Source organism: Amycolatopsis sp. NPDC034160 (genome assembly GCF_055575355.1).
On sequence record NZ_JBVISU010000003.1, the window covers coordinates 357,565 to 381,102 of the forward strand.

Genomic DNA, 23,538 nt, shown 5'->3' on the forward strand with positions numbered 1-23,538 from the left:
GGTTACTTCCCCTCGAAGGTGGCCTTGCCAGGGCCGTTTTCGATGAACGACTTCATGCCGTTGCGCTGGTCCTCGGTCGCCCACAGCGCGGCGAAGAGGTGCGATTCGAGCTTGAGCCCGCTCGCGAGGTCGGTGTCGAGACCGCCGTCGATGGCGGCCTTCGCGGCACGCAGCGCCACGGCGGGACCGTTCGCGAACTGCGAGGCCCACTTGTGCGCGGCGGCGTAGACGTCGTCCGGCGCGACGACCTCGTCGAGGATGCCCAGCGCGAGCGCCTCTTCGGCCTTCACGAACCGGCCGGTGAACACGAGGTCCTTGGTCTTGCTCGGGCCGATGAGCCGGGCGAGGCGCTGCGTGCCACCGGCGCCGGGGATGACGCCGAGCTGGATCTCCGGCTGGCCGACCTTGACGTTGTCGCCGGCGATCCGGCGGTCGGCGGTCAGCGCGAGTTCGAGGCCGCCGCCCAGCGCGTAGCCGGTGATGGCCGCGACGACCGGCTTCGGGATGTTCGCGATGGTGGCCAGCGACGCGGTCAGCGCCGCGCCGAACTTCGCGATCTCGGGGTACGTGCGCTCGGCCATCTCCTTGATGTCCGCGCCGCCCGCGAAGGTCTTCTCGCCGCCGTAGAGGATCACGGCGCGCACGTCGTCGCGCTCGGAGGCCTCACGAGCCGCTTCCGCGAGCTCGGCCTGCACCTGGTTGTTCAGGGCGTTGACCGGCGGGCGGTCCAGCCGGATCGTGCCGACCCCGCCTTCGACCTCCAGGCTTACGAACTCTCCCACGCCAGTCCTCCTTAACAGGCCGTTCACCACGACAGACCACACGTTACCGCTCAGTACGTCAGCTCAGCGGCGACGGGCGAAGTAGCGATCACCGGACCGTTCGAGCAGGAGGTCCTGGTCGAACGTCTTGGACAGGTTCTCGCTGGTCACGACGTCGTCCATGAGCCCGGAAGCGACCGCGCGGCCGTCGCGGAGCAGCAGCGCGTGGGTGAATCCCGGCGGGATTTCTTCCACGTGGTGGGTGACGAGCACCATGGCCGGGGCTTCGGGGTCGAGTGCCAGCTCCGAAAGGCGCGCGACCAGGTCTTCGCGGCCGCCGAGGTCGAGTCCGGCGGCGGGCTCGTCGAGCAGCAGCATCTCCGGGTCGGTCATCAGTGACCGCGCGATCAGGGTCCGCTTGCGCTCGCCCTCCGACAGCGTGCCGAAGGTGCGCTCGGCCAGGTGCGGAATGCCCAGCGCGCCCAGCAGTTCGCGGGCGCGGTCGGTGTCGAGGCTGTCGTACTCCTCACGCCAGCGGCCGACGACGGCGTACCCGGCGCTCACCACGACGTCGACCACGCGCTCGTCGCCGGGCACCCGCTGCGCGATCGCGGCCGAGGTGAACCCGATCCGCGGGCGCAGGTCGAAGATGTTGACCTTGCCGATCCGGTCGCCGAGGAGGTCGACCGTGCCCGAGGTCGGGTGGAGTTCGGCCGCGGCCAGCCGGAGCAGGGTGGTCTTGCCCGCGCCGTTCGGGCCGAGCACCACCCATCGCTCGTCCAGTTCCACGGTCCAGTCGAGGTCGGCGAGGAGATCGTTGCCTGTTCGGCGGACCCCGACACCGGTCATCCTCACCACGAGGTCGTCAAGTTCGCTGGGCTGGATCGGCTCACTCACGCGCCCATTGTGTCCGCACACGCGCGCGCGTGAACACCGGGCCGCCGGTCCGGGGAAACCGGCTGGTCCAGGGAGTGGGACGCGGCGACCCCGGCGTGGTGGCTGTGGCACGATCGGAGGCGTGATCAGGTCCGTGTCCGCCGCCTTCCCCGTCATCGGGGGTTCTTTCTGGCGCCGCCGGACCATCGACCTGCTCCTCGTCGCCTCGTGCGGGTGTACCACCGCGCGGCACGGCTGAGCCCGATCCTTTCGACGGCACACACGTCCCGTGTGCCGTGGCACCCGTGTCGCGCCGCGTTCGGCCCTGCTTTTCCGAGCCCGCGAATCTTCACGAGGAGCCCCGAGTTGACCACGTCCCTTTCGCCTCGCCATGACTTCGAGACCCACCCTCAGCTGACCGACCCGCTGCTGCCCGAGCTGCTGCACCCCGAGCGCCTGCTCTGGACGCCACGGGAACTGGCCGAGCTGACCTCCACCGTCGCCACCGAACTGACCACCGGCCTGCGTGGTCTGCTGCGCTTCGACGCCGACCGCCGCTGGTGGGCCCGGCTCGCGCTGACCGACGGCGTCGAGCTGTGGCTGCTGTCCTGGCTGCCCGGCCAGCAGACGAAACCGCACGACCACGGCGGCGCGTCCGGTTCGTTCACCGTGCTGCAGGGCGAACTCGGCGAGGAGTACCGCTACCCCGGCGGCCCGATCCGGCGGCGCACGCACGTCGTTGGCGAGAGCATCGGCTTCGGTGCGGGGCGCGCGCACCAGGTGACCGGCATCGGTTCCGAGCCCGCTGCCAGCGTTCACGCGTACTCGCCGCCGCTGGTCGCGACCCGCGAATACCGCACGCTCGCCGACGTTCCCGCCGAGATCCCCTCGCTGGCCCCGATACTGGGCCGATGAGTGCTATTGACGACCTGCTTGCGGCCGCCCGGTCCGGACTGGACCGGGCGGAGCCCGAGCAGGCACTGCGGCTGCAACGCGACGGAGCCCTGATCGTGGACATCCGCCCGCAGGTCAACCGGGCCGAAGAGGGTGAGATCCCCGGTTCGGTGGTCGTCGAGCGGATTCACCTCGAATGGCGGCTCGCGCCGGACAGCGAATGGCGGCTGCCTCAGGTGAAACCGGACTCGACGGTGATCGTCGTATGCAACGAGGGGTATTCGTCCAGCCTGGCCGCCGCCGATCTGCGGCGGCTCGGCCTGCCGGGCGCGACCGATCTCGAAGGCGGGTTCCGCGCCTGGCGTTCGGCTGGCCTCCCGATCCGCGAGGGCGGCACCCCCGCCGTCCCCTGACGCCCTACCGGCGGATCGTCAGCCGGGCGACCGAGTCCGGTGACAACGGCAGCGCCGCGTCGATGCCCGAGCCCCGCATCGGGCGCGGGTTGACCAGCACGCCGGTCGCCACCGCCCGGCCGGCGGCGGCCGCCACGACCTCGCGCCCGGTCCGGCGGTGGATCCGGGGCCAGCCCGCACCGGTGGCCGCGCGGTACTCGGTGAGCAACCGCTCGTCGGTGAAGACGCAGAACCAGTCGCCGTGCGTGCCGAGCCGGGCCGGGAGCGGCGCGCCCGCCGGATCCGCCGGACCCCACACCGTGCGTTCGAGGAACGTCCGCAGTACCGGGGACACGAGTTCGCGGGTGGCCTCGGGAAGCGCGCTGGGGCTGGCGAGCTCTTCCCGATCCGGCCGGACGTTCCTCGCGAGCCACTGCGAAGCGAGCCTGAAGTCTTCTCCGGTGAGGTCCTCCTGGAAGCCGTCCAGACTGTTCTTGACGCTCCCCAGGAATTCGTAGAACCGCCGGGTGCAGGTCCGCTCGGAGACGCCGACCTGGCCGCGGCCGACCAGACCCCGGAGCCTGCCGACCATTCCCGACTCGCCGTCCGCCGGATCCACGCCAAGGTTGTAGGCGGTCCAGACGATGTCGGGCATGAGCGGATCGGCGAACCGGCCGAGGACGCGGTTCAGTCGCAAGAGGACGATCTCGCGCACCCGGCCGGGCTCGGCGTCCTCGGCGATGCCCCAGATGGCGCGCAGTTCCGGCCCGAGTGCGTGGGCGAGCCCCTCCTGCCGGATACCGGCGCGGGCGTGGATGTGATGCAGCCGGTCCTTGGCCCGGCGCGACAGTTTCGTTTCCTTCGCCGAAGCCACCATTCCTCCGATATTCGGGATAGGCCCGGCAAAGTCTATTTCACCTGTGTGTTTGTCATTGTTCGGCGGAAATCGAAGATCAGGGTTTTACTTTGTTCGCTACCGGCTTGACAGCCGCTCAGGCCAGGACCACCCGCGCGAGTTCGGCGGGGGTCGCGAGCAACCGGTGTTTCGGCAGCACCCGGACGGTGTAGCCGATCGAGCCGGGATGCGGCAGCTTCAGCCGCGCGGAGAACGCGCCGATCCCGTCGCCGGACATGCCGACGGTGACGGGTTCGCTCAGCTCGTCCCCGTCGCCCACCTTCCCGACGACGGCCTGGACGTCCACTTCGGACGGTTCGAGACCGGCGAGGTCGATCCGCGCCCGGATGATCACCTCGGTCCCGGTGACCATCGGCGCGGCGTCCTCGACGAGCAGTTCGGTGTCGAAGATGCGCACCCGTGGCCAGGAGACGTCGAGTTTGGTCCGGTAGTCGGCCAGCGACAGCGCGCCGCGGTACCCGTCGCCCGTCGCCTCGGCCACCATCCGCGACGCGGGCAGATAACCCGCTTCGACGTACTCCCGCACCATGCGCGACGCCTGCACGCGCGGCCCGAGGGTCTCCAACGTGTGCCACACCATCGACAGCCAGCCTCCGGGCACACCGTCGGCGTCGCGGTCGTAGAACAGCGGCGCGATCTGGTGGCCCAGCAGGTCGTACAGCGCCGCGGCCTCCAGTTCGTCACGGCGCAGCGGGTCGGTGACGCCGTCCGCGGTCGGGATCGCCCAGCCGTTGCTGCCGTCGTAGCACTCGTCCCACCAGCCGTCCCGGATGGACAGGTTGAGGCCGCCGTTCAGCGCGGACTTCATCCCCGAGGTCCCGCACGCCTCCAGCGGGCGGACCGGCGTGTTCAGCCAGACGTCGCAGCCGCGATAGAGGTAGCGCGCCATGGACATGTCGTAGTCGGGCAGGAAGACGATCCGGCGCCGTACCTCGGGATCGTCGACGAACCGGACGATCTGCTGGATCAGCTGCTTGCCGCCCTCGTCGGCCGGATGCGACTTGCCCGCGACGACGAGCTGGATCGGGCGCTTCTCGTCCAGCAGCAGCGCGCGCAGCCGCTCCGGGTCGCGCAGCATCAGCGTGAGCCGCTTGTACGTCGGCACGCGGCGCGCGAAGCCGACGGTCAGCACGTCCGGGTCGAAGACCGTGTCGGTCCAGCCGAGTTCGAGCGCGGACGCGCCGCGCTGCATCCACGCGGCCCGCACCCGGCGCCGGACCTCGGCGACCAGCTTCTCGCGCAGTTCACGCCGCAGTGCCCACAGCTGCTCGTCGCTGACGCCGTCCCGCAGCGGCTTGCCCTGGGTGCCGTCGAGGCCCCACTCCTCGTGGTTGCGGCCGAGCAGCGCGCTCAGCTCGCGTGCCACCCAGGTCGGCCCGTGCACGCCGTTGGTGACCGACGAAACGGGCACCTCGTCGAAGTCGAAGCCGGGCCACAGCCGGGAGAACATCCGCCGTGACACGCGGCCGTGCAGGGCCGAGACGCCGTTCGCGCGCTGCGCGAGCCGCAATCCCATATGCGCCATGTTGAACAGGCCGGGGTTGTCCTCCGCGCCGAGCGCCAGCACGCGGCGCGGGTCGACGTCCGGGACGAGCCTGCCGTCGGTGAAGTACCGCTGGACGAGGTCGACGGGGAATCGGTCGATACCGGCGCTGACCGGGGTGTGCGTGGTGAACACGGTGCCCGCGCGGACGGCGGGCAGTGCCTCGTCGAACGCCAGCCCGTCGGCCTGGATGATCTCGCGGGCACGTTCGAGGCCGAGGAACCCGGCGTGGCCTTCGTTGGTGTGGAACACCTTCGGTTGCGGATGCCCGGTCAGCTCGCAGTACCGCCGCACCGCGCGGAAGCCGCCGATCCCGGCCAGGATCTCCTGGCGGATGCGATGGTCGGCGTCGCCGCCGTAGAGCCGATCCGTGACCGCGCGCAGATCCTCGTCGTTGGTCTCGGTGTCGGTGTCCAGCAGCAGCAACGGGATCCGGCCGACGCGGGCCTTCCAGATCTGCGCGTGCAGCGTGCGCCCGGCGGGCATCGCGACGTCGACCAGCACCGGCTTGCCGCCGTCGGTCACCAGCTCCAGCGGGAAGGCGTTGGGGTCGATCACCGGGTAGTGCTCGACCTGCCAGCCGTCGAGCGACAGCGCCTGCCGGAAGTACCCGGCACGGTAGAGCAGCCCGACACCGATCATCGGCACGCCGAGGTCGGACGCCGCCTTGAGGTGGTCGCCGGCGAGCACGCCGAGGCCGCCGGAGTAGTTCGGCAGTGCTTCGGTGACACCGAACTCCATCGAGAAGTACGCGACGGCCGACGGCAGATCGGCGTCGGCCTGCTTCTGGTACCAGCGCGGCTCGGCGAGATAGCGGTCCAGATCGGCGACCGCCTCGCGCGCGTGGGCGAGGAAGGCGTCGTCGACGGCCAGTTCGTCGAGCCGGGCCGGTGGCAGGGCGGTCAGCATCCGCAGCGGGTCGCGGACGCGGTCGAACAGCTCGGCGTCCATCGACGCGAACAGGTCGCGGGTCGGCGGATGCCAGGTCCAGCGCAGATTCGTGGCGAGGTCACCGAGGCCGGAGAGCGACTCCGGCAGGCTCGCGCGGACGGTGAACCGGCGGACAGCTCTCATGAGGAGCGACCATATCGGGACCGACCCCGCCCCGCTCAAGACCCACTTCGGGGATTACCTGCACGCGGGCCATAAGCGCTGGGTATGGTCCCTGCTTGCCGGAGTACGCGGCCCGGTCGGGGCCCTGACGACAAGCGAGTGAAGATGATCCAAGGGGGAGCGCGGGGCTTAGGTCGCCGCCCGGCTCTGATCGCGGTCGTGACGGTGCTGGCCCTCGGGCTGAGCGCTTGCGGCGACAAGGGAAGCTCGACCGGCAAGGAAGGCAGCCAGCCGGGAGCCGGCGACATCGCCGGACTGCCGGTCACGCATTTCGAAAGCGGGCTGAAGCCGGACGCGCCCAAGCCGGACCTGCAGGTCCGCAACGAGGACGGCTCCGAGGACGACAAGCTCGCCATCGCCGCGATCGCCGACGCGCAGACCTACTGGGCCGAGGTCATGCCGCGTGACTTCGGCCAGCCGTACGAGCCGCTGAAGTCGCTGCTGTCCTACAGCGCGCGGACCGACGACGAAGACACCGAATGCGGCAGCGTCAAGGGCTTGGTCAACGCCTTCTACTGCCCGCCGGACGATTCGGTGGCGTGGGACCGCGGCGTGCTGCTGCCGATGCTCCGCGAACGGTTCGGGAAAATGGCCGGCGCCGTCGTGCTCGCGCACGAACTCGGGCACGCCGTCCAGTACCGGCTCGGCGAGAAGGCCAGCATCAAGAAGAACACCCCGTCGATCGTCAAGGAGCAGCAGGCCGACTGCTTCGCCGGCGGCTACTTCCGCTGGGTCGCCGAGGACAAGAGCAAGTTCTACCGCGTCTCCACGTCCGAAGGCCTCAACCAGGTCATGGCGTCGCTGTTCCTGATCCGCGACCAGGCGGGCACCAGCGCGACGAAGCAGGGCGCGCACGGCACGGCGTTCGACCGCACGTACGCGTTCCAGGTCGGGTTCGAGAAGGGCCCGAAGGAATGCGCCGCGATGAACGAGGAGAACATCAAGGCGCGGATCACCGAGCGCCCGTTCGACAAGGGTGACAAGGGCAAGGGTGACGAGAAGATCGACGCCGAGATCGTCGGGATCCTGAAGAAGAGCCTCGACGAGGCCTTCAAGGGCGCCGGCGTCCCGGGCCCGGAGATCACCGAGGACGGCAACGGCAGCTGTGCCGGCGGCCCCAGCACCCCGCCCGCGTCGTACTGCGCGTCGAACAACACCGTCAGCATCGACATGGCCAAGCTGCGCGAACTCGCCCAGCCGGTCGACCAGGAAGCCGAGTGGAAGAGCGGGCACAGCGAGGGCAAGGGCGACTTCGCCGCGTTCTCGGAAATCGCGTCCCGCTACGCGATGGGCATCCAGAAGGGTGTCGGCGCGTCGATCGACAACGCGAACGCCGGACTGCGTACCGCGTGCCTGGTCGGCGCGTGGGCGAAGGCCAGCACGGTGCCCGGCGCGACCCTGCGGCTTTCGTCCGGTGACCTCGACGAGGCCATCTCGGATCTGCTGAGCCCGGAGAGCCTCGTCTCGGCCGACGTCAACGGCAAGCGCGTGGACAACGGTTTCGAGCGGATCGAGGCGCTGCGGAAGGGCTACCTGGAGAGCTCGTCGGTGTGCTCGACCCAGTACGGCTGATCGTGAGCGGTCCGGTCACGGGTCCCTGAAGTGCTATGAAAGGTCCTTTCCTTGCAAATTTTGCAAGGAAAGGACCTTTCATAGCATCCGGGGGTTGCGAAACCTCAGTACAGCGCGCTCGCCAGGTCCCGTCGCGCCTTCATGACGCGCTCGTCGGTCGGGTCGAACAGGTCGAACAGCGCCACCAGGTGTTCCCGCACCTTGTCGCGGTCGTCGCCCGCGGTACGCCGCACAGCCGCGACCAACCGCGCGAAACCCGCCTCGGGTTGCTGCCCGGCGACCTCGAGGTCGGCCGCGGCGAGCTGGGCGTCGAGGTCGGCCGGGTCGGCGTCCGCCTTCGCGATCGCGTCCGGGCCGGCGGCCTCGGCGCGCGCGGTGAACTTGACCTGCGCGAGCGCGGTCTTCGCCTCCTCGTTCGCCGGTTCGACGTCGAGGATGCGCTCGTAGGCCGCCTGCGCCGCGGCGAAGTCACCGCGTTCGAAGGCCTCCTCGGCCTCGGTGAACCGCGGGTCCTCCGGTTGTTCGACGCCGCCGCCGTTCTCCTCGGCCGCCTTGATGCCGGGCAGCCGGTCGCGCAGCGCGTCGAGCAGCGAGCCGAGCCACTTGCGGATCTCGGGTTCGGGCAGCGCGCCGGAGAACGCGTCGACCGGCTGGCCGCCGCCGATGGCGATGACCGTCGGGATCGACTGCGCGCCGAAAAGCTGCGCGATGCGCGGGTTCGCGTCGACGTCCACCTTCGCGAGCACCCAGGCACCGCCGGACTCGGCGGCGAGGCGCTCCAGCACCGGGCTGAGCTGCTTGCACGGCCCGCACCATTCGGCCCACAGGTCGACGACCACCAGCTGCTGCAGGGATCGCTCGACGACCTCGGCCTGGAAGGTCGCTTCGGTGACTTCGATCACGGCACCCGCCGTGGCGGGACCGCCTGGCGCGGCACCGTCGGCGGGCCGCGGAGGGGCAGGAGGCTGTTTCTGGGGCGCCTCGGCACGCGCCTTGAGCGCGGAAAGGTCGACCGCGCCGGAAAGCGCGGCGGAAAGGGCCGCCGTCTTCGATGCTGATCCGCGTGGGTGTGTCACGGGTTCCATCCTGGCACGCATCCCCGAGCGTTTCACCGCATGCCCCCGGCTGCCCGCTTGGCAGGACGGTTCCGTTCCGGCAGGCTCGCCCACGAGGGGGTGATCGACATTCCGACCCGCAGGACCGCCACGGTGGCCGCCGCGATCGCCGTCGCCATCGTCTGGGTGAGCGTCATCACGGTACTGATCGCCCATCAACCCGACCCTGGTGTCGCCAGTCCCGGCCAACTCCGGGAGGGCCTCACCGCCGCGCTCAACGAACACGACGTCGAGGCCCTCTCCGAACTCATCGACTATCCGCCCGCCTCGGCGGACGACTTCGCGAAGTCCTATATCGACGCGCTGGCCCGCCGCGGCGCCCACGACGTGACGGTGAAGTTCGCCCCGGACGATCTCGCGCCGACTTCGGCGACCGTCAGCGGGAAGTTGGCCGACGGCAGCGTGTTCGGCTACGTGGTGGCCATCGCGGTCAAGGACAAGCTGTGGCTGGTCTCGTTCACCCCGCCACTCCCCTGACTCATTCGCCCAAGTGCTTCTCGACGCGCTCCACCTTCGCGGTCAGCTGGCCTTCGTAACCCGGCCGGATGTCGGCCTTGAGCACCAGCCCGACCCGCGACGAACCCTCACCGGCGGCCTCGACGGCCCGTTTGACGACGTCCATGACCTCGTCCCAGGAGCCCTCGATGTTGGTGAACATCGCGTTGGTCGAATTCGGCAGGCCGGACTCGCGCACCACCTTGACCGCGCGGGAGACCGCTTCGCTGACCCCGCCGTCTTCCTCGGTCGCGGACGGGCTGACACTGAAGGCCACGATCATCTTCTGCTCCTCGTTCAGACACTTTTCCCACGCATAACACCCGGTCGTGCGACGTGGCACGGGTACCCGCTGGTAACTTCGAACGCCATGAGCCGTCCGTTGCCGTTCGACCCGATCGCCCGCGCGGCGCAGCTGTGGGAGGCCCGTATCGGGCCGTCCGAAACCATGGCCGCGGTGACCGGGATCATGCGCGTGCAACAGATCATCCAGTCCGCGGTGGACGGTGCCCTCAAACCGCACGGGCTGACGTTCGCCCGGTACGAGGCACTGGTCCTGCTGACCTTCGCCCGCGCGTCCAGTCTGCCGATGCGCGTGATGGGCGAGCGGCTGCAACTGCACCCGACGAGCGTCACCAACATCGTCGACAGGCTCGAAAAAGACGGCCTGGTCAAGCGTGTCCCGCATCCGACCGACCGCCGCACCACCTTGGTCGAGATCACCGAAGAAGGCCGCGTACGCCGCGAAGAGGCCACCAAGGCGGTCACCGAAATCGACTTCGGGCTGACCGGCCTCACCGGCAAGCAGACCGAGCAGCTGACCGACCTGCTCACCAAGGTCCGCAAAGCCACCGGCGACTTCACCGAATAACCCCGGAAGTACGTGAAGGCCCCCTTCACTGCGTCTAGCGCAGTGAAGGGGGCCTTCACGTACTTGGGGACCGGAGATCAGGCGGCGGCAGCGGTTTCCGGGGTGCGGGCGAACAGGCCGACACCGCCGTGCGACAGCCGCTGCGGGCCGTCGAGCTTGCCGTTGCGCAGCGCCCAGGACTCGAACAGCCAGGTGAACAGCGGTGGGATGCTGGAGAGCAGCGCCAGGATCAGGGTCTTCGGGCGCCAGCCGAGCGGCTTCGCCACGGACAGGGAGACCAGCACGTAGAGGACGAACACGACGCCGTGCACCATGCCGAGGACGGGAACGCCGCCCTCGCCGAGCTTGACGGCGTACTTGAGGAACATCCCGACCAGCAGCCCTGCCCAGGAGAGGGCTTCGGCTACCGCGGCCACGCGGAATACTAGAGCGGCCTTGCTGGACACTTTCTCCTCCTGTGGGGTCTCACCACTGCGTGTACACACATGACTACGTCCGACGAGCACTGTCCAAGACGGACTCGTCAAGGACGTCAACAGCGCTGTCGGACGTGGTAATACCAGTGTGAGGCGTGACGGCCCTCACCGGAACACCGGGGGCCGTGATGCTCCTCACGACCCCCGCTGCGAACCGGTCTAAACCAGTCGGATCACCCCGCACACGGTGACTTCGGCGCCCCTTCGGGGCCGGTCGCCCACTTCGCCTTCGCGGCGTCATCCGTCAGGCGGAAGTCCAAAGTGGTCCCTCGCGTCAACTGTTCCAAACCGACATATGCCCGCTGCGAACCGGACCCGAGCCCCTGGACGTACTGGAGTTTCGACGTGTCCGCGCCGTCGGCTTCGATCGTGATGTCGCGACCGTTCTCCAGGTGCACCACGGACTTCTCGAACCGTGGCGCGTTGAGCACGAACTGCCCGGTGCCCGGGACAACCGGATACAGGCCCAGCGCGCTGAAGACGTACCACGCGGACATGGTGCCCAGGTCGTCGTTGCCGGTGACGCCGTTCGGCGCGTTGGTGAACAACGTGTGCGCGGCACGCACCACGGCCGAGGTCTTCCACGGCTGCCCGGTCAGCGTGTACAGCCAGGGCGAGTGCAGATCCGGCTCGTTGTTCGGGTTGTAGCGGAACTGGTTGTAGTAGTTGTACGGGCCGACGACCCATTCCTCGCGCACGGTCTTCGCCGGATCCTTGACCAGATCCCCGTAGGCGAAGAAATCGTCGAGTCGCTTGCCGACGTTCTCCTTGCCGCCCATGCGGTCGACCAGGCCGGGGACGTCCTGCTGGGTCAGCCACTGGTACTGCCACGACGTGCCCTCGTGGAACCCGTCCTGGCTCTGCGGGTCGAACGGCTTGCCCGCCGGGCTGAACCACTCGCCGCCTTCGAGCTTGGGCCGGTAGAACCCGGTGAAGCCGCGGTCGGTCACCGACGAATCCCACAGCGTGCGATAGCCGCGTCCCTTGTCCGCCAAGGCCTTCGCGTCGTCCTTCTTGCCGAGCCCCTCGGCCATGATGGACAGTGAGCAGTCCGCGAGCGCGTATTCCAACGTGGCCGAAGCCCCGTGGTGCGGATCGGTGTCCTGCCCCTTCTTCGGAAAGTCCTTGTCGTACTGGACGAACCCGTCCTTCTGGTAGCTCGCGTTTCCCGAACGGCCTTGGAACGGCGACGACGCGGGCGGGATCTCCCGCGAGTTCCGCAGAAGTGCCTGGTACGCCTTCAGTTCCTGCCCGACAACGCCCCGAACCGCCACAGGTCGACCAGGAACGGCGTGACCGGATCGCCGGTCATCGTGTTCGTCTCCTGGTTCGCGTACGCCCAGCGCGGCAGCCAGCCACCCTGGTCGTGGATGGCGAGCACGGACTTCGCGACGTCCTTCGCGCGCGACGGCCGCAACAAGGCGAGCAATTGGTTTTGCGTGCGATAGGTGTCCCACAGCGAGAAGAACTCGTAGTACGTCCACCCCAGCGCGCGATGGATCTTGTCGTCGAACCCGCGGTAGCGGCCGTCGGCGTCGTTGCCGGTCAACGGTTGCAGCAGCGCGTGGTAGAGCGAGGTGTAGAACACCGTGCGGTCGTCCTTCGCCGCGCCACGGATGTCCACTGAGGACAGTTCCTTGCGCCAGGCACGCTGAGCGCCGTCGCGGACCGCGTCGAACGAACGGTTCTTCTCGGACGCGAGGTTGAGCCGGGCCCCGAAAGCGTCCACATGGGAGATCGCCGTCGTCGCGGTGACCTGACCGCCGTCGAAGGTCAGCCAAGCACCACGCAGGCCCTCGCCGCCGGAGGCCTCCTTCGAACCGGGAGTGCCGCCGGTCGGCGACCAGGTGCCGAACGCTTTGAACGGCTTGTCGAACGTCGTGGTGAACCAGGTCTTGTACGGCTTCCCGCCGCAGAACGCCTGGGACTCCACCATCCCTTCGACTGTGCGGTCCCCCACGACGCGGACCTGGCTCGCCGTCACCGGCTCCTTGTCATTGGCCTGCCCGACGTTGACGAACACGTTCGCGTCACCGGATTTAGCGAAGGTGTAGCGCTCGACACCGGTCCGCGTGGTCGCGGTGGTCTCGGCGTCGACGCCGCCGTAGCCGGTGAGCCGCACCTTGTAGTAGCCGGGTTTCCCGACCTCGCCCTCGTGCGTGTACGGCGAGGCGTACCGCTTGTGGTCGAACGTCTCGGGTTTGCCCGTGTCGAACGCCGCGCCGGGGCCGACCGCGCCGGTGGTGGGCAGGGTCGACACGAGGCCACCCTGCTCCCAGCAGCCCGCGCCGGACAGGAAGAAATGCCCGAAGCCGCGGATCGCGGTGTCGTCGTAGCGGTAGCCGGCGTAATGCGAGGAGATCGGGCTGACCTGGGTCATCCCGAACGGCGCCGAAGCGCCGGGGAAGGTGTTGCCGTCGTCCTTGGTGCCGATGAAGGTGTTGACCGCGTCCACGGGGTCGCCACCGGGCGCGGCCGACGCGGCGGGCGTGAGCAGCCCGGCGGGGACGACGAGCGCGGTGAGCAACCCGGCGACGCGGGTCGAAGTGCGTGCAGGCATGGGAAAGGCCGCCTCCTGACAACGTTGTCGCTGCCTGCTCACCTTCGACAAGAACCGACCACCCGGTCAAGAGGTCCGCCGAACCCTGTCCGATTCAGGACAGCGGCAGCACGAAAGCCGCGACGCGGACCGTGCCCGGCCCCGACTGCCGAAGTCCTTCCAGGACGATCTCGGTCGGCTCGTCCTCGATGTCCAGTTCGACGACTTCTCGGGAAACGTCTTCGCCCGCGCCCAGCTCGGTGGCCAGCGAATCGCCGTCGAGCAGCAGGCGCACGCGGCCCACGGTCCCCTCGCCCGCGACGGTCTCGATAATCAGCCGCACCCGGCCGGGCGTGACGAAGGCACGCAGAAGGGGTTCCCAGTCCGTGGACTCCGTGCCGGGCCAGTCCGACGGCCGCGCGGGGGCGAACGGCTCGCCCAGCGCGATACCCGCCGGGGCCGCGGCGGCCATCGCCATCGCGACCCGGGGAGCGCCTGCCTCCAGCAACCGGAGCCGGCGCTGGATCTCGCGCAGCTCCGACACCAGCGTGTCGGGTTGGTAGACCTTGCTCATACCGCCTCCGGCCGGGAAGGGAACGCGCTCATCCGGTCCCCAGTATCGGTGCCACGGTCAGCACGACCTCCTCCAGCCCGGCGTCATCGCCGGGAGTGACGGAAAGGCCGAGGATCCGGACGGTGACGTCGAGCAGGTCTCCGGCGAAGAACGGGTCGTCGACGAGCACCCGCGCGTCATCGCCCACCGAGTACGAGCCGACGACCGGGTCGAGATCCGCCCGTACGGTCAGTTCGGGCAGCACCACCGGTCGCCGCCGGACGGAGAGTTCCCCGGCCACGTGCGCCGCCAGCAAGGCGCCGTCGGCGGTGTCCAGCTGCGGCGCGACGGCTTCCAGCAGCGGCCAGCCCGCCGCGGACGCGGTCGGATCGGCGCGGATCACCGGCGCGCCCGGCTGCCCGCTCGCGGTCCCGAGCACGCGCGTCGCCATACTCGCCGCGTCGCTCGGCCAGGTGAAGTCGATCAGGTTCGCGCCGTACTCCCAGACGTGCGGTCCGCCCGGCTGCCCGAGCCGGGGATGGCCGAACCGCAGGAAACGCTCGATCGCCCCGCTTCCGTCGTAGCGGACGTCGAAGGTGAAGTCGAAACCATTGTCGGCACCCGCGAGATCCCGCAGCACCTCGGCGACCGCCTTGGCTTCGGCGGGCGCGTAGCTCACCGTCCGCGCGACGCCCGAAGCGGTGGCCCCGAGGAAGGTCACCCCCAGATCACCGTCCACATGGGACTGGGCGAGGCCGACGACACCCCGCGCCACGGTGATCTGGTCCACCCCCGTGAAGGTCACGGTCTTGGCCAGATCGGCCGGGTCGAGGACGAGCCGATGGTCGAAGTAGGACAGGAAATCCGACGCGCCGAGTTCCAGCACACCCTTGGCCGCGGAGTACCGGCTCGTCCAGATGACGCCGCCCCACAACAGATCCCCGTCGCGATCGACGTAGATCGCGGTCCGGCCGGGTTCGGTCGACACCCGCGGCTCCCGCGCCCGCAGCACCGGATCGTCGACGCGCACCTGCCCCCGCAAGGTCCCGACGTCGTTCAGCTTCTTGTCGAACGACACCCCGGACAGGGGGAGTTCGTCCAGGATCGTGCCCTCGCGAAGGTCCGCGATGAGGTAGGTGTACGTCGTGCCCATGGCCTGCCCGCTAGTAGGTGGAGAAGGTCAGGGCGTCCAGGCTGAGCCAGCCGGCGCTGCCCGTGGTGGCCATCACCGATCCGTTGGCATGGATGTCGACCCGGCCGACCGTATCGGGGTTCGTGCTTACCGGGAGCAGCCACTGCGCGACCGGACGGAAACCGACCGGCAGCGTGAAGATCGGCTTGTCGAAGGTGCCGGATTTGACCAGGCCACGCAACCGCACCCAGCCGTCGTCCATCAACGTGTAGGCGGCGCCGTTGAACCCGGCACCGTAGTTCTGCCAACCGTTCTGAAGGGTGGCCGCATGCCAGGTGTCGCCGCGGGGCGGCCGGTAGGCGACCCAAGCGCCCCCTTTCTTGACCTGGAGCTGACCGGTGTCGAGCCGGTAGACGAACTGGCTGCCGTGCGCGGGCCCGACCGGTGGGAGGTCGGCTTCGCCCCGCACCGGGAGGATCGCCCCCGCCGCCGCGGTGAACTGCCGTTTGTCCACAAGCGACGGTCCTGGCACGCTCCCCGCGGGCGGCACGGTGATCTCGGCGAGCACGAGGAAGGGACTGCCCGACGGCACCGGGCGCACCGGCGTCGCGGAGTTCTCCCCGGCGTACAAGGTGACCGCGAACCGGCCCTCGGAGGTGATCTCGGCGACCACGAGATCGATCCGGCGCAAGGACGCGTGCTGCGCGCCGAACGCGAGTTCCCTCGCCGCGTCGAGGGTGACGATGTAGGCGCCGTCACCGGGTTTCGCCGGATCGGCGAGCACCGCCTGGAACGGGTTGACCGTGACCTTGTTGCTCGCCAGTACGCAGTTGCCGGGGGTACCCGCGCTGTCGCGGATCCCCGGCCGTACCCGGAGCGGGTCGAGGGCGTCGCCGATGCCCTGCGCCTGCACGAGCGCGCCGGTGACCAGCCGCGCGTCGGCGGCTTCGACCCCGTTTCCCCACCCTGGACGCCGCTCTGCCATCGCCGTTGCCTCCCCTAGATCCAGGCGTCGCGCCAGCTCACGGTGAGCCTCCCCGACGCCGAGTCGTCGAACGAATCGAAACCGATCGTGGTGCTGCCGGGCAGGAAACCGAACCACTTCGACCTCGGCAGCAGGGCCGCGCGCCGGGACACCCCGCCGAGCAGGACGGTCCGGGCCGCCACATCCACCATGAGCACGTCCCCCGCCGCCAGGCTCAAGGAGAACGCGAGCCGTTCACCCGTCGAATCGTTGTGGATCACCGGCTGCGTGCACGGTCCGGTGATCGTCCACAGTGGCCACACGGTGGTGGTGCCCGCGTTCGTCACCGCGATCACCCCGTCGACGGATTCACCGAACGCCAGCGGGAAGGTGAGCGGGAACGTGAGCCCGCTACCCGGCCTCGGCAGGCCGCAGGATTCCTCGTGGACGACGGCGCCGTACCGCAACGGATCCGGCGCGACCAGCTGGACGGAGAAGTCGAAACTGACCGGCGTCGTGTCCACCACCTTCGTGCCCGCGGTGAGCCGGACCAGCGCGCGCCGGGTCACCGTCCGTTCGGCGACGGCGAATTCGGCGAGCGCCGACCCGTCCGCGAGCACCGCCACCAGCCGGTCTTTCGCCCGCTCGCGGGTGTCCTCGTCCGGTGCGACGGCCGTGCCCTCCAAGGTGATCACCCGCGCCGACCGGAACGAGGGCGCGTCGAAACTCCCGTCACGCTGTGGCCGGTCGGACAGTTCGAGGCGCACTCCCGGCGCGCTGGACCAGCCGTCCTCTTTGGTCACCCACCATTCGACACCGTCACCGTCGACCGTGTTTCCCGCCCAGCCGTCCACCGTGTACGTGGGCAGCGCGAGCACGCCGGTGATCACCGCTTCGCCGCCCATGCCACCTCCCTGGCCGCCACCCGGCCGATCTCGTATTCCGACTGGCCCGCCCTCGGATGCACGTTGACCGTCACCCCGGCTTCGGCGGCCGCTTGCCGCACCGACGCCGCCCGGCCGAGCGGTCCGGTCACGGTCGCGGCGATCGTGGTGCTCAGGTTCGCCATGGCGGGTTTGATGGTCGCCGAATTCGGGACCGGGACGAGTTTCTTCATCGCGGTGGAGACCTTGTCGCCGGTCCCGTCGATGCCGACGATCAATCCTTCGCCGATGTTCTTGCCGATCCCGGCCATCACCTGGGACGGGGAGAAGATCTTGAGGAAGCTTTTGATCGGACCGGGGATCTTGTCGACGATGAAGTTCTTGATGGCGGACAGGATGTTCCCCGCCATGTCACGGATACCGCCGATGAACCCGGTGATCAGCGATTTCCCGGCGCCGTACAGCGTGCTGCCGATGTTGCCGAGCGCGCCGACGATCTTCCCCGGCAGGCCGCGGACGAAGCCGATGACGCCGGAGATCGCCGACCTGACGGCGTCCTTGGCCTGGTTGAAGGCGTTCCGGACGATGCCGACCACCTGACCGACCCCGCGGATCGTGCCGACCACGAACTTGATCGCGCCGGAGATGATCGACCGCACCGCGGTGAACACCGCCGTGACAATGGTCCTGACGACCGTGAAGTAGGTGGTGACGTAGGTCCGGATGACCGTCACCGCGACCTGGATGACCTTGGCGACGTACGGCCAGACCACGGAGATGATGTTCCGCACCACGTTCACCGCGCCGACGACGACGTTCTTGACCGCGGTGAAGACGGCGTTGACGATGTTGCGGAACGTCGTACTCCGGTTGTACGCCAGGACGACCGCGCCGACGAGCAGGGTGATCGCGGTGATGATCAGGCCGATCGGGTTGAGCCGCATGACCACGTTCAGCAGGGTCTGCGCGATCGCCCACAACCTGGTGGCCACGGTGACGACCCGTTGCGCGACGGCCTGCACGATCGTTCTGGCCGTCGCGATGGCCGACGCCGCGGCGCTCTTCGCGGTCGCGACCGTCAGCTTGACCATTTCGCGTGTCCCGGCCGCCGCGGCGACCGCCAGGCCGCGGACCCCGGTCGCGAACCTGCTGAGCCCCGTCCCCGCCCCGGACAGTGCGGCGGCCCCAGCCCCGCGAAGGCTGGTGCCCAGTCTCCCGACGGCCTGCCCCGCGCTGGTCGCGGCCTTGCCCGTACTGGTCATCGCGGACGAAGCGGTTCCCTTGGCCGAGGCGGCGAATCCGGACACCGCCCGCCCTGCCTCGGTGGCTTTGGACCCGAGGGCGCTGAACGCCTTCGACGCACCACTCGCCAGTCCCCCGACCGCTTCCTTGATCTCCTTGATGCTCCTGAGCTGGATTCCACTCAAGTCGACCTTGATCGCCTGTGTGTCGGCCTTGATGACCTGTGCGTCCGCCTTCACGTACTGGGCGCTCGCCTTGACGCCTTTCGCGAACTCTTCGAGCCCTTTGCCGATCTCGTCGGCCGCCTTCTTGAACCCGCTGACGATGTCGATCGGCGGGATCGGGGTGAACGGCGCGGTCACCGGCCACCTCCCGGCACCGGCGCGCCGAAGAAGGCGGCGAGCTGCTCAGGCGTTGTCGCCACGACCTCTTCCTCCTCTTCGACACCGGGTCTGGGCACCGGACGCGGCCGCTGCGGTCGTTCGGCGTTCTCGTCGGAATTCGCGGAGACGAACAGCCAGTTGCCCACGGCGAGTTCGTCGACCGCGCCGGCGAGCAGATGTTCGGCGATGCCCCAGTCGGCGACGTCCCCGTGCAGCGCGCGCACCAGCGCGGACTCCCTCGGCAGGTGCCGGATCAGCACCCGCAGGCGTCGCGCGGAAAGCCGTCCGCGGTAGTAGTCGAGTAAATCCACCCGGTAGAACCGGAGAAGATCGGCTTCGACGGCCTCGCCGTGCTCCTTCAGGAGCTCGTCGAGGCCGAAGATTCCCCCAGCGACATGCCGGTGTCACGGCCGTACGCCTCCAGCAGGGCCTGGACGTCCTGCACCGAAACGGCGTGCTCGTCGAGCCGCTTGAACTGCTCGTCGCCGAGCAGTACCTGCAACAGACCGTCCAAATCGGACGGATCGAGCGCGGCGAGCCTGCCGACGGAATCCCTCGGCAACTCGGTCGGCAGCGAGAAGGTCTCGCCGTCGAGTTCGAATTCCCACCGCTCGCCGAGCGCTTCGAGCCGTTGCGCGCGGGCGGCGTTGACGTTGTACTTCGCCATTTGCGGTGTTCCCCCTGGCTCTGCTTACGCGGACTGTTCTTCGGTCTCGTTCTCGGCATCGGCCGCCGTCGGCGCGGCGGCGTTCATCGACCACTGCGCCAGCGGTTCGAACTTGTTGTCCCTGATCGGCGTCAGCGCGGTGAAGGTGACGCCGAGCTTGATCGCCGAGGTCCTCGTCACCGACGTCTCGTCGGTTTCGGTGACCACTCCGCGCGGGATGTAGAACCGGTGCCGCACGGTGGGCCCGTCGCTGAACTCGATGCCGAGCGCGCGTTCGTCGACCCGCGGTGCCGCGTCGATGTGGTAGACGTTCGGGGTGACGGGCGCCGGTGAGCTGAAGAAGAAGGTCAGCGTGTCGCTGTTGATCTGCAAGAGGGAGAACTTCACCGAGAAGTCGCGGTCGCTGAACACGTAACGGATCGCCGCCACCGACTGCCAGGTGTCGACCGGATCGAGTTTGTCCTTCTTGACGAACTTGACCCCGTCGGAACTGGTGTAGCCGAGGTTCACCCACGGTGCCGCCCAGTCCTTGGTGAAATCCGCCGGAGCCGGCGTGTGCGCGGGTGCCACGTAAAGGGATCCGGTTCCCGCCACCCGGATCTCGCTGGCGTTCAGTCCTGGCATGAGAGCCCCTCCCAGTCTCAGCCGGCCCGGTCAGGCCGGTCTTTGTCTGATCACGAGCAGGAACCGGTACTTCATGAGATACCGATCGGCGTTCGAAAACCTGCGGTCGAGCGAAAAACACGGCCCCTGGAGCTCCGTCGTGTCCGGCAGGACGACGTCGTCCGCCAGTGCCACGCCGGTGATCAACGGCAGCACCCCGCGCACGGCCAAGGTGAGCGCGTGCGCGGCGGGCTTGTCGGGCCCGTAGCAGTCGATCCGCACTTCCGCGTGGTCGAGCAGATCGTCGTCGGCGAAATGACCGCCGAGCCGGGTGAGCACGACCGCGCGCTGAGTCCCGTCGAAACCCGGCGGAGGCAGCGAACCGATGGAGACTCCGGCCAGCTCCTGGCGGCTTTTGAGATAGCCGGCCACGACGCTTTCGGCGTTCGGGAACACCAACGGGCGCACCTCGGCCATGGCCGAAACCGTGATCCCCATCCCCCACTCGCCTCCCCCATGGACCCGCAGGAATGTGACCAACGTAACTCAGTGATCTTGTGCCGTAAGGATCCGTTCGGGCGAAGGTGCCCTCCCCGGACGGCCCACAGACGGTCACTGGGACGTCGTAACGGTTCGAACTCGGAAAGCGCCTGCCCGGCGAACCGGGCATTGACATCATCGCGTCGCTCGCGTTCAATTCCCGCCACTATGACAACGTTGTCTTCCAGCGGCCCGGACAACGGCCACCGCACCACCAGCCGACGGGCCACGATGAGCGACGTGGCCCGGCTCGCGGGCGTGAGCATCAAGACCGTCTCGCGGGTAGTGAACGACGAGCCCGCCGTCCATCCGGACACCGCGGAGCGGGTCATGGCGGCGATCGAGCAGCTCGGGTTCCGGCGCAACCTCGGTGCGCGGAACCTGCGGCGCGGCTCGACGACCGGGACGATCGGCCTGATCGTCGAGGACGTCGGGAACCCCTTCTACTCGGAACTCAACCGTGCGGTCGAACGTATCGCGACCTCGTTCGGACGCCAGGTGCTGACCGGTTCGTCGGAGGAGAACTCCGACCGCGAACGCGAACTGGTCCTCGAGTTCTGTTCCCGCCGCGTCGACGGCATCCTGGTCGTCCCCGCCGGGATGCAGCACGGCTACCTCGTGCCCGAGATGCGCGCCGGGACCCCCGTGGTGTTCCTCGACCGGCCCGCCGGCGACATCGTGGCCGACACGGTGCTGGTCGACAACATCGGCGGCACCATCGAAGCGGTCGCCCACCTCGCGAAACACGGTCACCGCCGGATCGCGTTCCTCGCCGACAGCCCGGACATCTTCACCGCGGGCGAACGCCTGCGCGGGTTCCGGGAAGGCTGTGTCCGCAACGGGATCCCCTACGACGAGACCCTCGTCGTGATGCGGACGCCGACGGCCGAAAGCGTCGGCGACGCCGTGCGGCGGCTGCTCACCGGGCCGAATCCGGCCACCGCGGTGATCGCGGGCAACAACCGGGTCGCCGTGCACCTGCTGCGCGCGCTGGCGCACGCGCGGCGGCGTCCCGCGATGATCAGTTTCGACGACTTCGAGCTGGCGGATCTGCTGGATCCGCCGGTCTCCGTGATCGCGCACGACGTGAGCGCACTGGGCCGGGCGGCCGCGGAGCTGCTGTTCGCCCGGGTCCAGGGAGATCAATCCGCACCGAGAAAGGTAGTTCTGCCCGTGCATCTCGTAGCCCGCGGTTCCGGGGAGGTCGCCCCGTCATGAGCGGCCACCTCTCACCGATCCGCCTGCCGGCGAACCAGCCGCCGCAGTTCTACCGCGGCGGCGACGCCATCGCGGCGCTGCGGGGCGCCCCCTCGGAGTCCAAATTCGGGCCCGAAGACTGGGTCGGCTCGGCCACGACGATGTTCGGCCAGGAGACCAACGGCCTGACCAAACTCCCCGACGGGGTCTGGCTGCGCGACGCCGTCCGCGAAGACCCGGCGGGCTGGCTCGGCGCCAAACACGTCGAGGCGCTCGGCGACTCGACCGGCCTGCTGGTGAAACTGCTCGACGCGGGACAGCGCCTGCCGGTGCACTTCCACCCGTCGGATGCGTTCGCCCGTCGGCATTTCGACTCGCATTTCGGCAAGACCGAGGCGTGGATCGTGGTCGGGACCTACGGCGACGACCCCCGGGTGTACCCGGGTTTCAAGGAGACGGTCGACAAGGCGACGGTCAACGAATGGGCCCGCACCCAGGACGCGCCAGCCATGCTCGACGCGCTGAACAGCGTGGCCGTCACGCCCGGCGACACGGTCTACATCCCCGCGGGCCTGCCGCACGCGATCGGCGAGGGCGTGTTCGTCGTCGAACTCCAGCAGCCGACCGACTTCTCGCTGACCCTGGAGTGGCGCGACTTCCTGGCGAGCCCGGAGAAGGCGCATCTCGGGATCGGCTTCGAAACCGCCATCGAGACGCTGGACACCTCGGGCTGGGACGAAGAGCGGCTCGGCACGATCGTCAAGCGCACGGCGGCCGACGAAGCGTCCACTGTGGACCTGCTCGCCGACGGCAGCGACGCTTACTTCCGTGCCGACCAGCTCCGTCCCGCTGTTTCCGGTAGGTCGACATCGTTGTCACTGGACCCGTCGTTCGCGGTGCTGGTGGTCATGGACGGTTCGGGGACGCTCCGCACCGAACACGGCGGCGAGTACGCACTGGCCAAGGGTGAGACCTACGTGGTCCCGCACGACGCCGGTCAGTCCATTGTGGATGGTGACGTCACGGTCATCCGCTGCAGGCCGCCGGCACCGGAGAAGAGGGAGCGGTCGTGAGCGAGCTCCTGCTCGACGCACAGGACCTGGTCGAGGTCACGCGCAACCTGACCGCTTCGCTGCACTCCATCACGAAGGCGAACATGGACGCCAACGCGCAGTACTTCCACAAGCAGAGCTGCTGACCGGCTTCGGGTCTCTTCACGTGCTATGAAAGGACCTTTCCTTGCGAATTTGGCAAGGAAAGGTCCTTTCATAGCAGTCCCACCGCTCACTCAAGCAGTTCAACCGCCCCAGCAGGCGCGAACCGGGCCAGCGCGCCGTACAGCGCGGCGCCACCGCCCAGGTGCCCCAGCGCGTACACGTACTCGTCACCCTCGACAAGGAAATCCGGACCGGCCCCGGTCCACTCGAGCCGGTAGTGCCACCAGTGCATCCACCGCCCCACCCGCCGCTTCTCCCGGTACACCCGCAGCCGCGTGACCTCGGTCCACCGGACAGCGAACCGGCCCGGCACCTCGAACCCCGACGAAGACACCGTCAGAACCGCGGCCGACCGTCGCAGCCCGAGCAGGATCAGCCCCGCGAAACCGACGCTGAGCAGGCCGAACACCACGCCGGAAACCGAGCGGGAGAACAGCGAGACGACGACGGTCGCCACACCGCCACCGCCGAAGACCACGAAACCCGCCCACGCGAGCCTCCGCATCACGACGTCCAGGCGCAGCACCACGGCATCCCCAACGACCATGCCCGGAGCGTAACCGCCGAAACCACGCACCGACGTTAGGATCTAG

At 69.0% G+C, this 23,538-nt stretch carries 25 protein-coding genes and 1 pseudogene; 8 read left to right on the top strand and 18 right to left on the bottom strand.

Annotation, left to right across the window (positions count from 1 at the left end; genetic code table 11):
* Window positions 1-2: 2 nt before the first annotated feature.
* Window positions 3-782, bottom strand: a complete 780-nt coding sequence (locus ACZ54P_RS10170; protein ID WP_005167845.1) for an enoyl-CoA hydratase/isomerase family protein — start codon at window positions 780-782, stop codon at window positions 3-5.
* Window positions 783-845: 63 nt separating this feature from the next.
* A complete protein-coding gene (locus ACZ54P_RS10175; protein WP_465461184.1) occupies window positions 846-1,658 on the bottom strand; it encodes an ABC transporter ATP-binding protein in 813 nt (270 codons plus the stop codon).
* A 345-nt stretch (window positions 1,659-2,003) separates the two neighbouring features.
* Here ACZ54P_RS10175 and ACZ54P_RS10180 point away from each other — a divergent pair, with 345 nt between their 5' ends.
* Together ACZ54P_RS10180 and ACZ54P_RS10185 are read left to right on the top strand one after the other, a co-directional pair.
* Window positions 2,004-2,552, top strand: a complete 549-nt coding sequence (locus tag ACZ54P_RS10180; RefSeq protein WP_465461185.1) for a cysteine dioxygenase — start codon at window positions 2,004-2,006, stop codon at window positions 2,550-2,552.
* On the top strand, window positions 2,549-2,944 hold the full coding sequence (locus ACZ54P_RS10185; RefSeq protein ID WP_465461186.1) for a rhodanese-like domain-containing protein: 396 nt from the start codon (window positions 2,549-2,551) through the stop codon (window positions 2,942-2,944). Before ACZ54P_RS10180 ends, ACZ54P_RS10185 begins: the two co-directional genes overlap by 4 nt.
* Before the next feature lie 4 nt (window positions 2,945-2,948).
* Here the strand turns inward: ACZ54P_RS10185 and ACZ54P_RS10190 are convergent, their stop codons facing one another.
* Together ACZ54P_RS10190 and glgP are read right to left on the bottom strand one after the other, a co-directional pair.
* Window positions 2,949-3,800, bottom strand: coding sequence for a hypothetical protein (locus ACZ54P_RS10190; protein WP_465461187.1), 852 nt, complete (start codon window positions 3,798-3,800; stop codon window positions 2,949-2,951).
* 115 nt (window positions 3,801-3,915) lie between these two features.
* Entirely contained in the window at window positions 3,916-6,456 is a 2,541-nt protein-coding gene (glgP, locus tag ACZ54P_RS10195) for an alpha-glucan family phosphorylase (protein WP_465461188.1), read from the bottom strand.
* A gap of 144 nt (window positions 6,457-6,600) precedes the next feature.
* On the opposite strand from glgP, the gene ACZ54P_RS10200 reads away from it, so the two are divergent.
* Entirely contained in the window at window positions 6,601-8,067 is a 1,467-nt protein-coding gene (locus ACZ54P_RS10200; RefSeq protein ID WP_465461189.1) for a neutral zinc metallopeptidase, read from the top strand.
* Between the two features lie 104 nt (window positions 8,068-8,171).
* On the opposite strand, the gene ACZ54P_RS10205 is transcribed toward ACZ54P_RS10200, so the two are convergent.
* Window positions 8,172-9,143, bottom strand: a complete 972-nt coding sequence (locus tag ACZ54P_RS10205; RefSeq protein ID WP_465461190.1) for a tetratricopeptide repeat protein — start codon at window positions 9,141-9,143, stop codon at window positions 8,172-8,174.
* Window positions 9,144-9,182: 39 nt separating this feature from the next.
* On the opposite strand from ACZ54P_RS10205, the gene ACZ54P_RS10210 reads away from it, so the two are divergent.
* A complete protein-coding gene (locus ACZ54P_RS10210; protein WP_465461191.1) occupies window positions 9,183-9,659 on the top strand; it encodes a hypothetical protein in 477 nt (158 codons plus the stop codon).
* A 1-nt stretch (window position 9,660) separates the two neighbouring features.
* Here the strand turns inward: ACZ54P_RS10210 and ACZ54P_RS10215 are convergent, their stop codons facing one another.
* Complete coding sequence (locus ACZ54P_RS10215) at window positions 9,661-9,960, bottom strand: thiamine-binding protein (RefSeq protein WP_465461192.1); 300 nt, start codon at window positions 9,958-9,960, stop codon at window positions 9,661-9,663.
* 87 nt (window positions 9,961-10,047) lie between these two features.
* Between ACZ54P_RS10215 and ACZ54P_RS10220 the strand changes: the two genes are divergently transcribed.
* Entirely contained in the window at window positions 10,048-10,548 is a 501-nt protein-coding gene (locus ACZ54P_RS10220; RefSeq protein WP_465461193.1) for a MarR family winged helix-turn-helix transcriptional regulator, read from the top strand.
* Window positions 10,549-10,625: 77 nt separating this feature from the next.
* Here the strand turns inward: ACZ54P_RS10220 and ACZ54P_RS10225 are convergent, their stop codons facing one another.
* The 11 genes and pseudogenes from ACZ54P_RS10225 to ACZ54P_RS10275 all read right to left on the bottom strand — a co-directional run bounded on the left by ACZ54P_RS10225 (window position 10,626) and on the right by ACZ54P_RS10275 (window position 20,489).
* Window positions 10,626-10,994, bottom strand: a complete 369-nt coding sequence (locus ACZ54P_RS10225) for a DUF3817 domain-containing protein (RefSeq protein WP_465461194.1) — start codon at window positions 10,992-10,994, stop codon at window positions 10,626-10,628.
* 203 nt (window positions 10,995-11,197) lie between these two features.
* A pseudogene (locus ACZ54P_RS10230) lies at window positions 11,198-13,584 on the bottom strand (GH92 family glycosyl hydrolase).
* 94 nt (window positions 13,585-13,678) lie between these two features.
* Window positions 13,679-14,137, bottom strand: a complete 459-nt coding sequence (locus ACZ54P_RS10235) for a hypothetical protein (protein WP_465461195.1) — start codon at window positions 14,135-14,137, stop codon at window positions 13,679-13,681.
* Window positions 14,138-14,165: 28 nt separating this feature from the next.
* On the bottom strand, window positions 14,166-15,269 hold the full coding sequence (locus ACZ54P_RS10240; protein WP_465461196.1) for a hypothetical protein: 1,104 nt from the start codon (window positions 15,267-15,269) through the stop codon (window positions 14,166-14,168).
* Window positions 15,270-15,279: 10 nt separating this feature from the next.
* Entirely contained in the window at window positions 15,280-16,233 is a 954-nt protein-coding gene (locus ACZ54P_RS10245; protein WP_465461197.1) for a hypothetical protein, read from the bottom strand.
* A gap of 14 nt (window positions 16,234-16,247) precedes the next feature.
* Complete coding sequence (locus tag ACZ54P_RS10250) at window positions 16,248-17,117, bottom strand: phage distal tail protein (RefSeq protein ID WP_465461198.1); 870 nt, start codon at window positions 17,115-17,117, stop codon at window positions 16,248-16,250.
* Window positions 17,099-18,700, bottom strand: a complete 1,602-nt coding sequence (locus ACZ54P_RS10255; RefSeq protein ID WP_465461199.1) for a phage tail protein — start codon at window positions 18,698-18,700, stop codon at window positions 17,099-17,101. The genes ACZ54P_RS10250 and ACZ54P_RS10255 overlap by 19 nt, the downstream gene beginning before the upstream one ends.
* Entirely contained in the window at window positions 18,697-19,032 is a 336-nt protein-coding gene (locus ACZ54P_RS10260) for a hypothetical protein (protein ID WP_465461200.1), read from the bottom strand. The genes ACZ54P_RS10255 and ACZ54P_RS10260 overlap by 4 nt, the downstream gene beginning before the upstream one ends.
* A 47-nt stretch (window positions 19,033-19,079) precedes the next feature.
* On the bottom strand, window positions 19,080-19,388 hold the full coding sequence (locus ACZ54P_RS10265) for a hypothetical protein (RefSeq protein WP_125673574.1): 309 nt from the start codon (window positions 19,386-19,388) through the stop codon (window positions 19,080-19,082).
* A gap of 24 nt (window positions 19,389-19,412) precedes the next feature.
* Window positions 19,413-20,012, bottom strand: a complete 600-nt coding sequence (locus ACZ54P_RS10270) for a phage tail tube protein (RefSeq protein WP_465461201.1) — start codon at window positions 20,010-20,012, stop codon at window positions 19,413-19,415.
* 30 nt (window positions 20,013-20,042) lie between these two features.
* Window positions 20,043-20,489: a hypothetical protein gene (locus tag ACZ54P_RS10275; RefSeq protein ID WP_465461202.1), complete on the bottom strand. Its 447-nt coding sequence runs from the start codon at window positions 20,487-20,489 to the stop codon at window positions 20,043-20,045.
* A 273-nt stretch (window positions 20,490-20,762) separates the two neighbouring features.
* Between ACZ54P_RS10275 and ACZ54P_RS10280 the strand changes: the two genes are divergently transcribed.
* The 3 genes from ACZ54P_RS10280 to ACZ54P_RS10290 are packed head-to-tail and all read left to right on the top strand — an operon-like array spanning window position 20,763 to window position 22,926.
* Entirely contained in the window at window positions 20,763-21,749 is a 987-nt protein-coding gene (locus ACZ54P_RS10280) for a LacI family DNA-binding transcriptional regulator (protein WP_465461451.1), read from the top strand.
* Window positions 21,746-22,801, top strand: a complete 1,056-nt coding sequence (locus ACZ54P_RS10285; RefSeq protein ID WP_465461203.1) for a class I mannose-6-phosphate isomerase — start codon at window positions 21,746-21,748, stop codon at window positions 22,799-22,801. Before ACZ54P_RS10280 ends, ACZ54P_RS10285 begins: the two co-directional genes overlap by 4 nt.
* Window positions 22,798-22,926 (top strand): hypothetical protein, encoded by a 129-nt coding sequence (locus tag ACZ54P_RS10290; protein WP_465461464.1) that lies wholly within the window; start codon window positions 22,798-22,800, stop codon window positions 22,924-22,926. The genes ACZ54P_RS10285 and ACZ54P_RS10290 overlap by 4 nt, the downstream gene beginning before the upstream one ends.
* Before the next feature lie 86 nt (window positions 22,927-23,012).
* Here ACZ54P_RS10290 and ACZ54P_RS10295 read toward each other — a convergent pair whose 3' ends face one another.
* Window positions 23,013-23,492, bottom strand: a complete 480-nt coding sequence (locus ACZ54P_RS10295) for a hypothetical protein (RefSeq protein ID WP_465461204.1) — start codon at window positions 23,490-23,492, stop codon at window positions 23,013-23,015.
* Window positions 23,493-23,538: the final 46 nt, after the last annotated feature.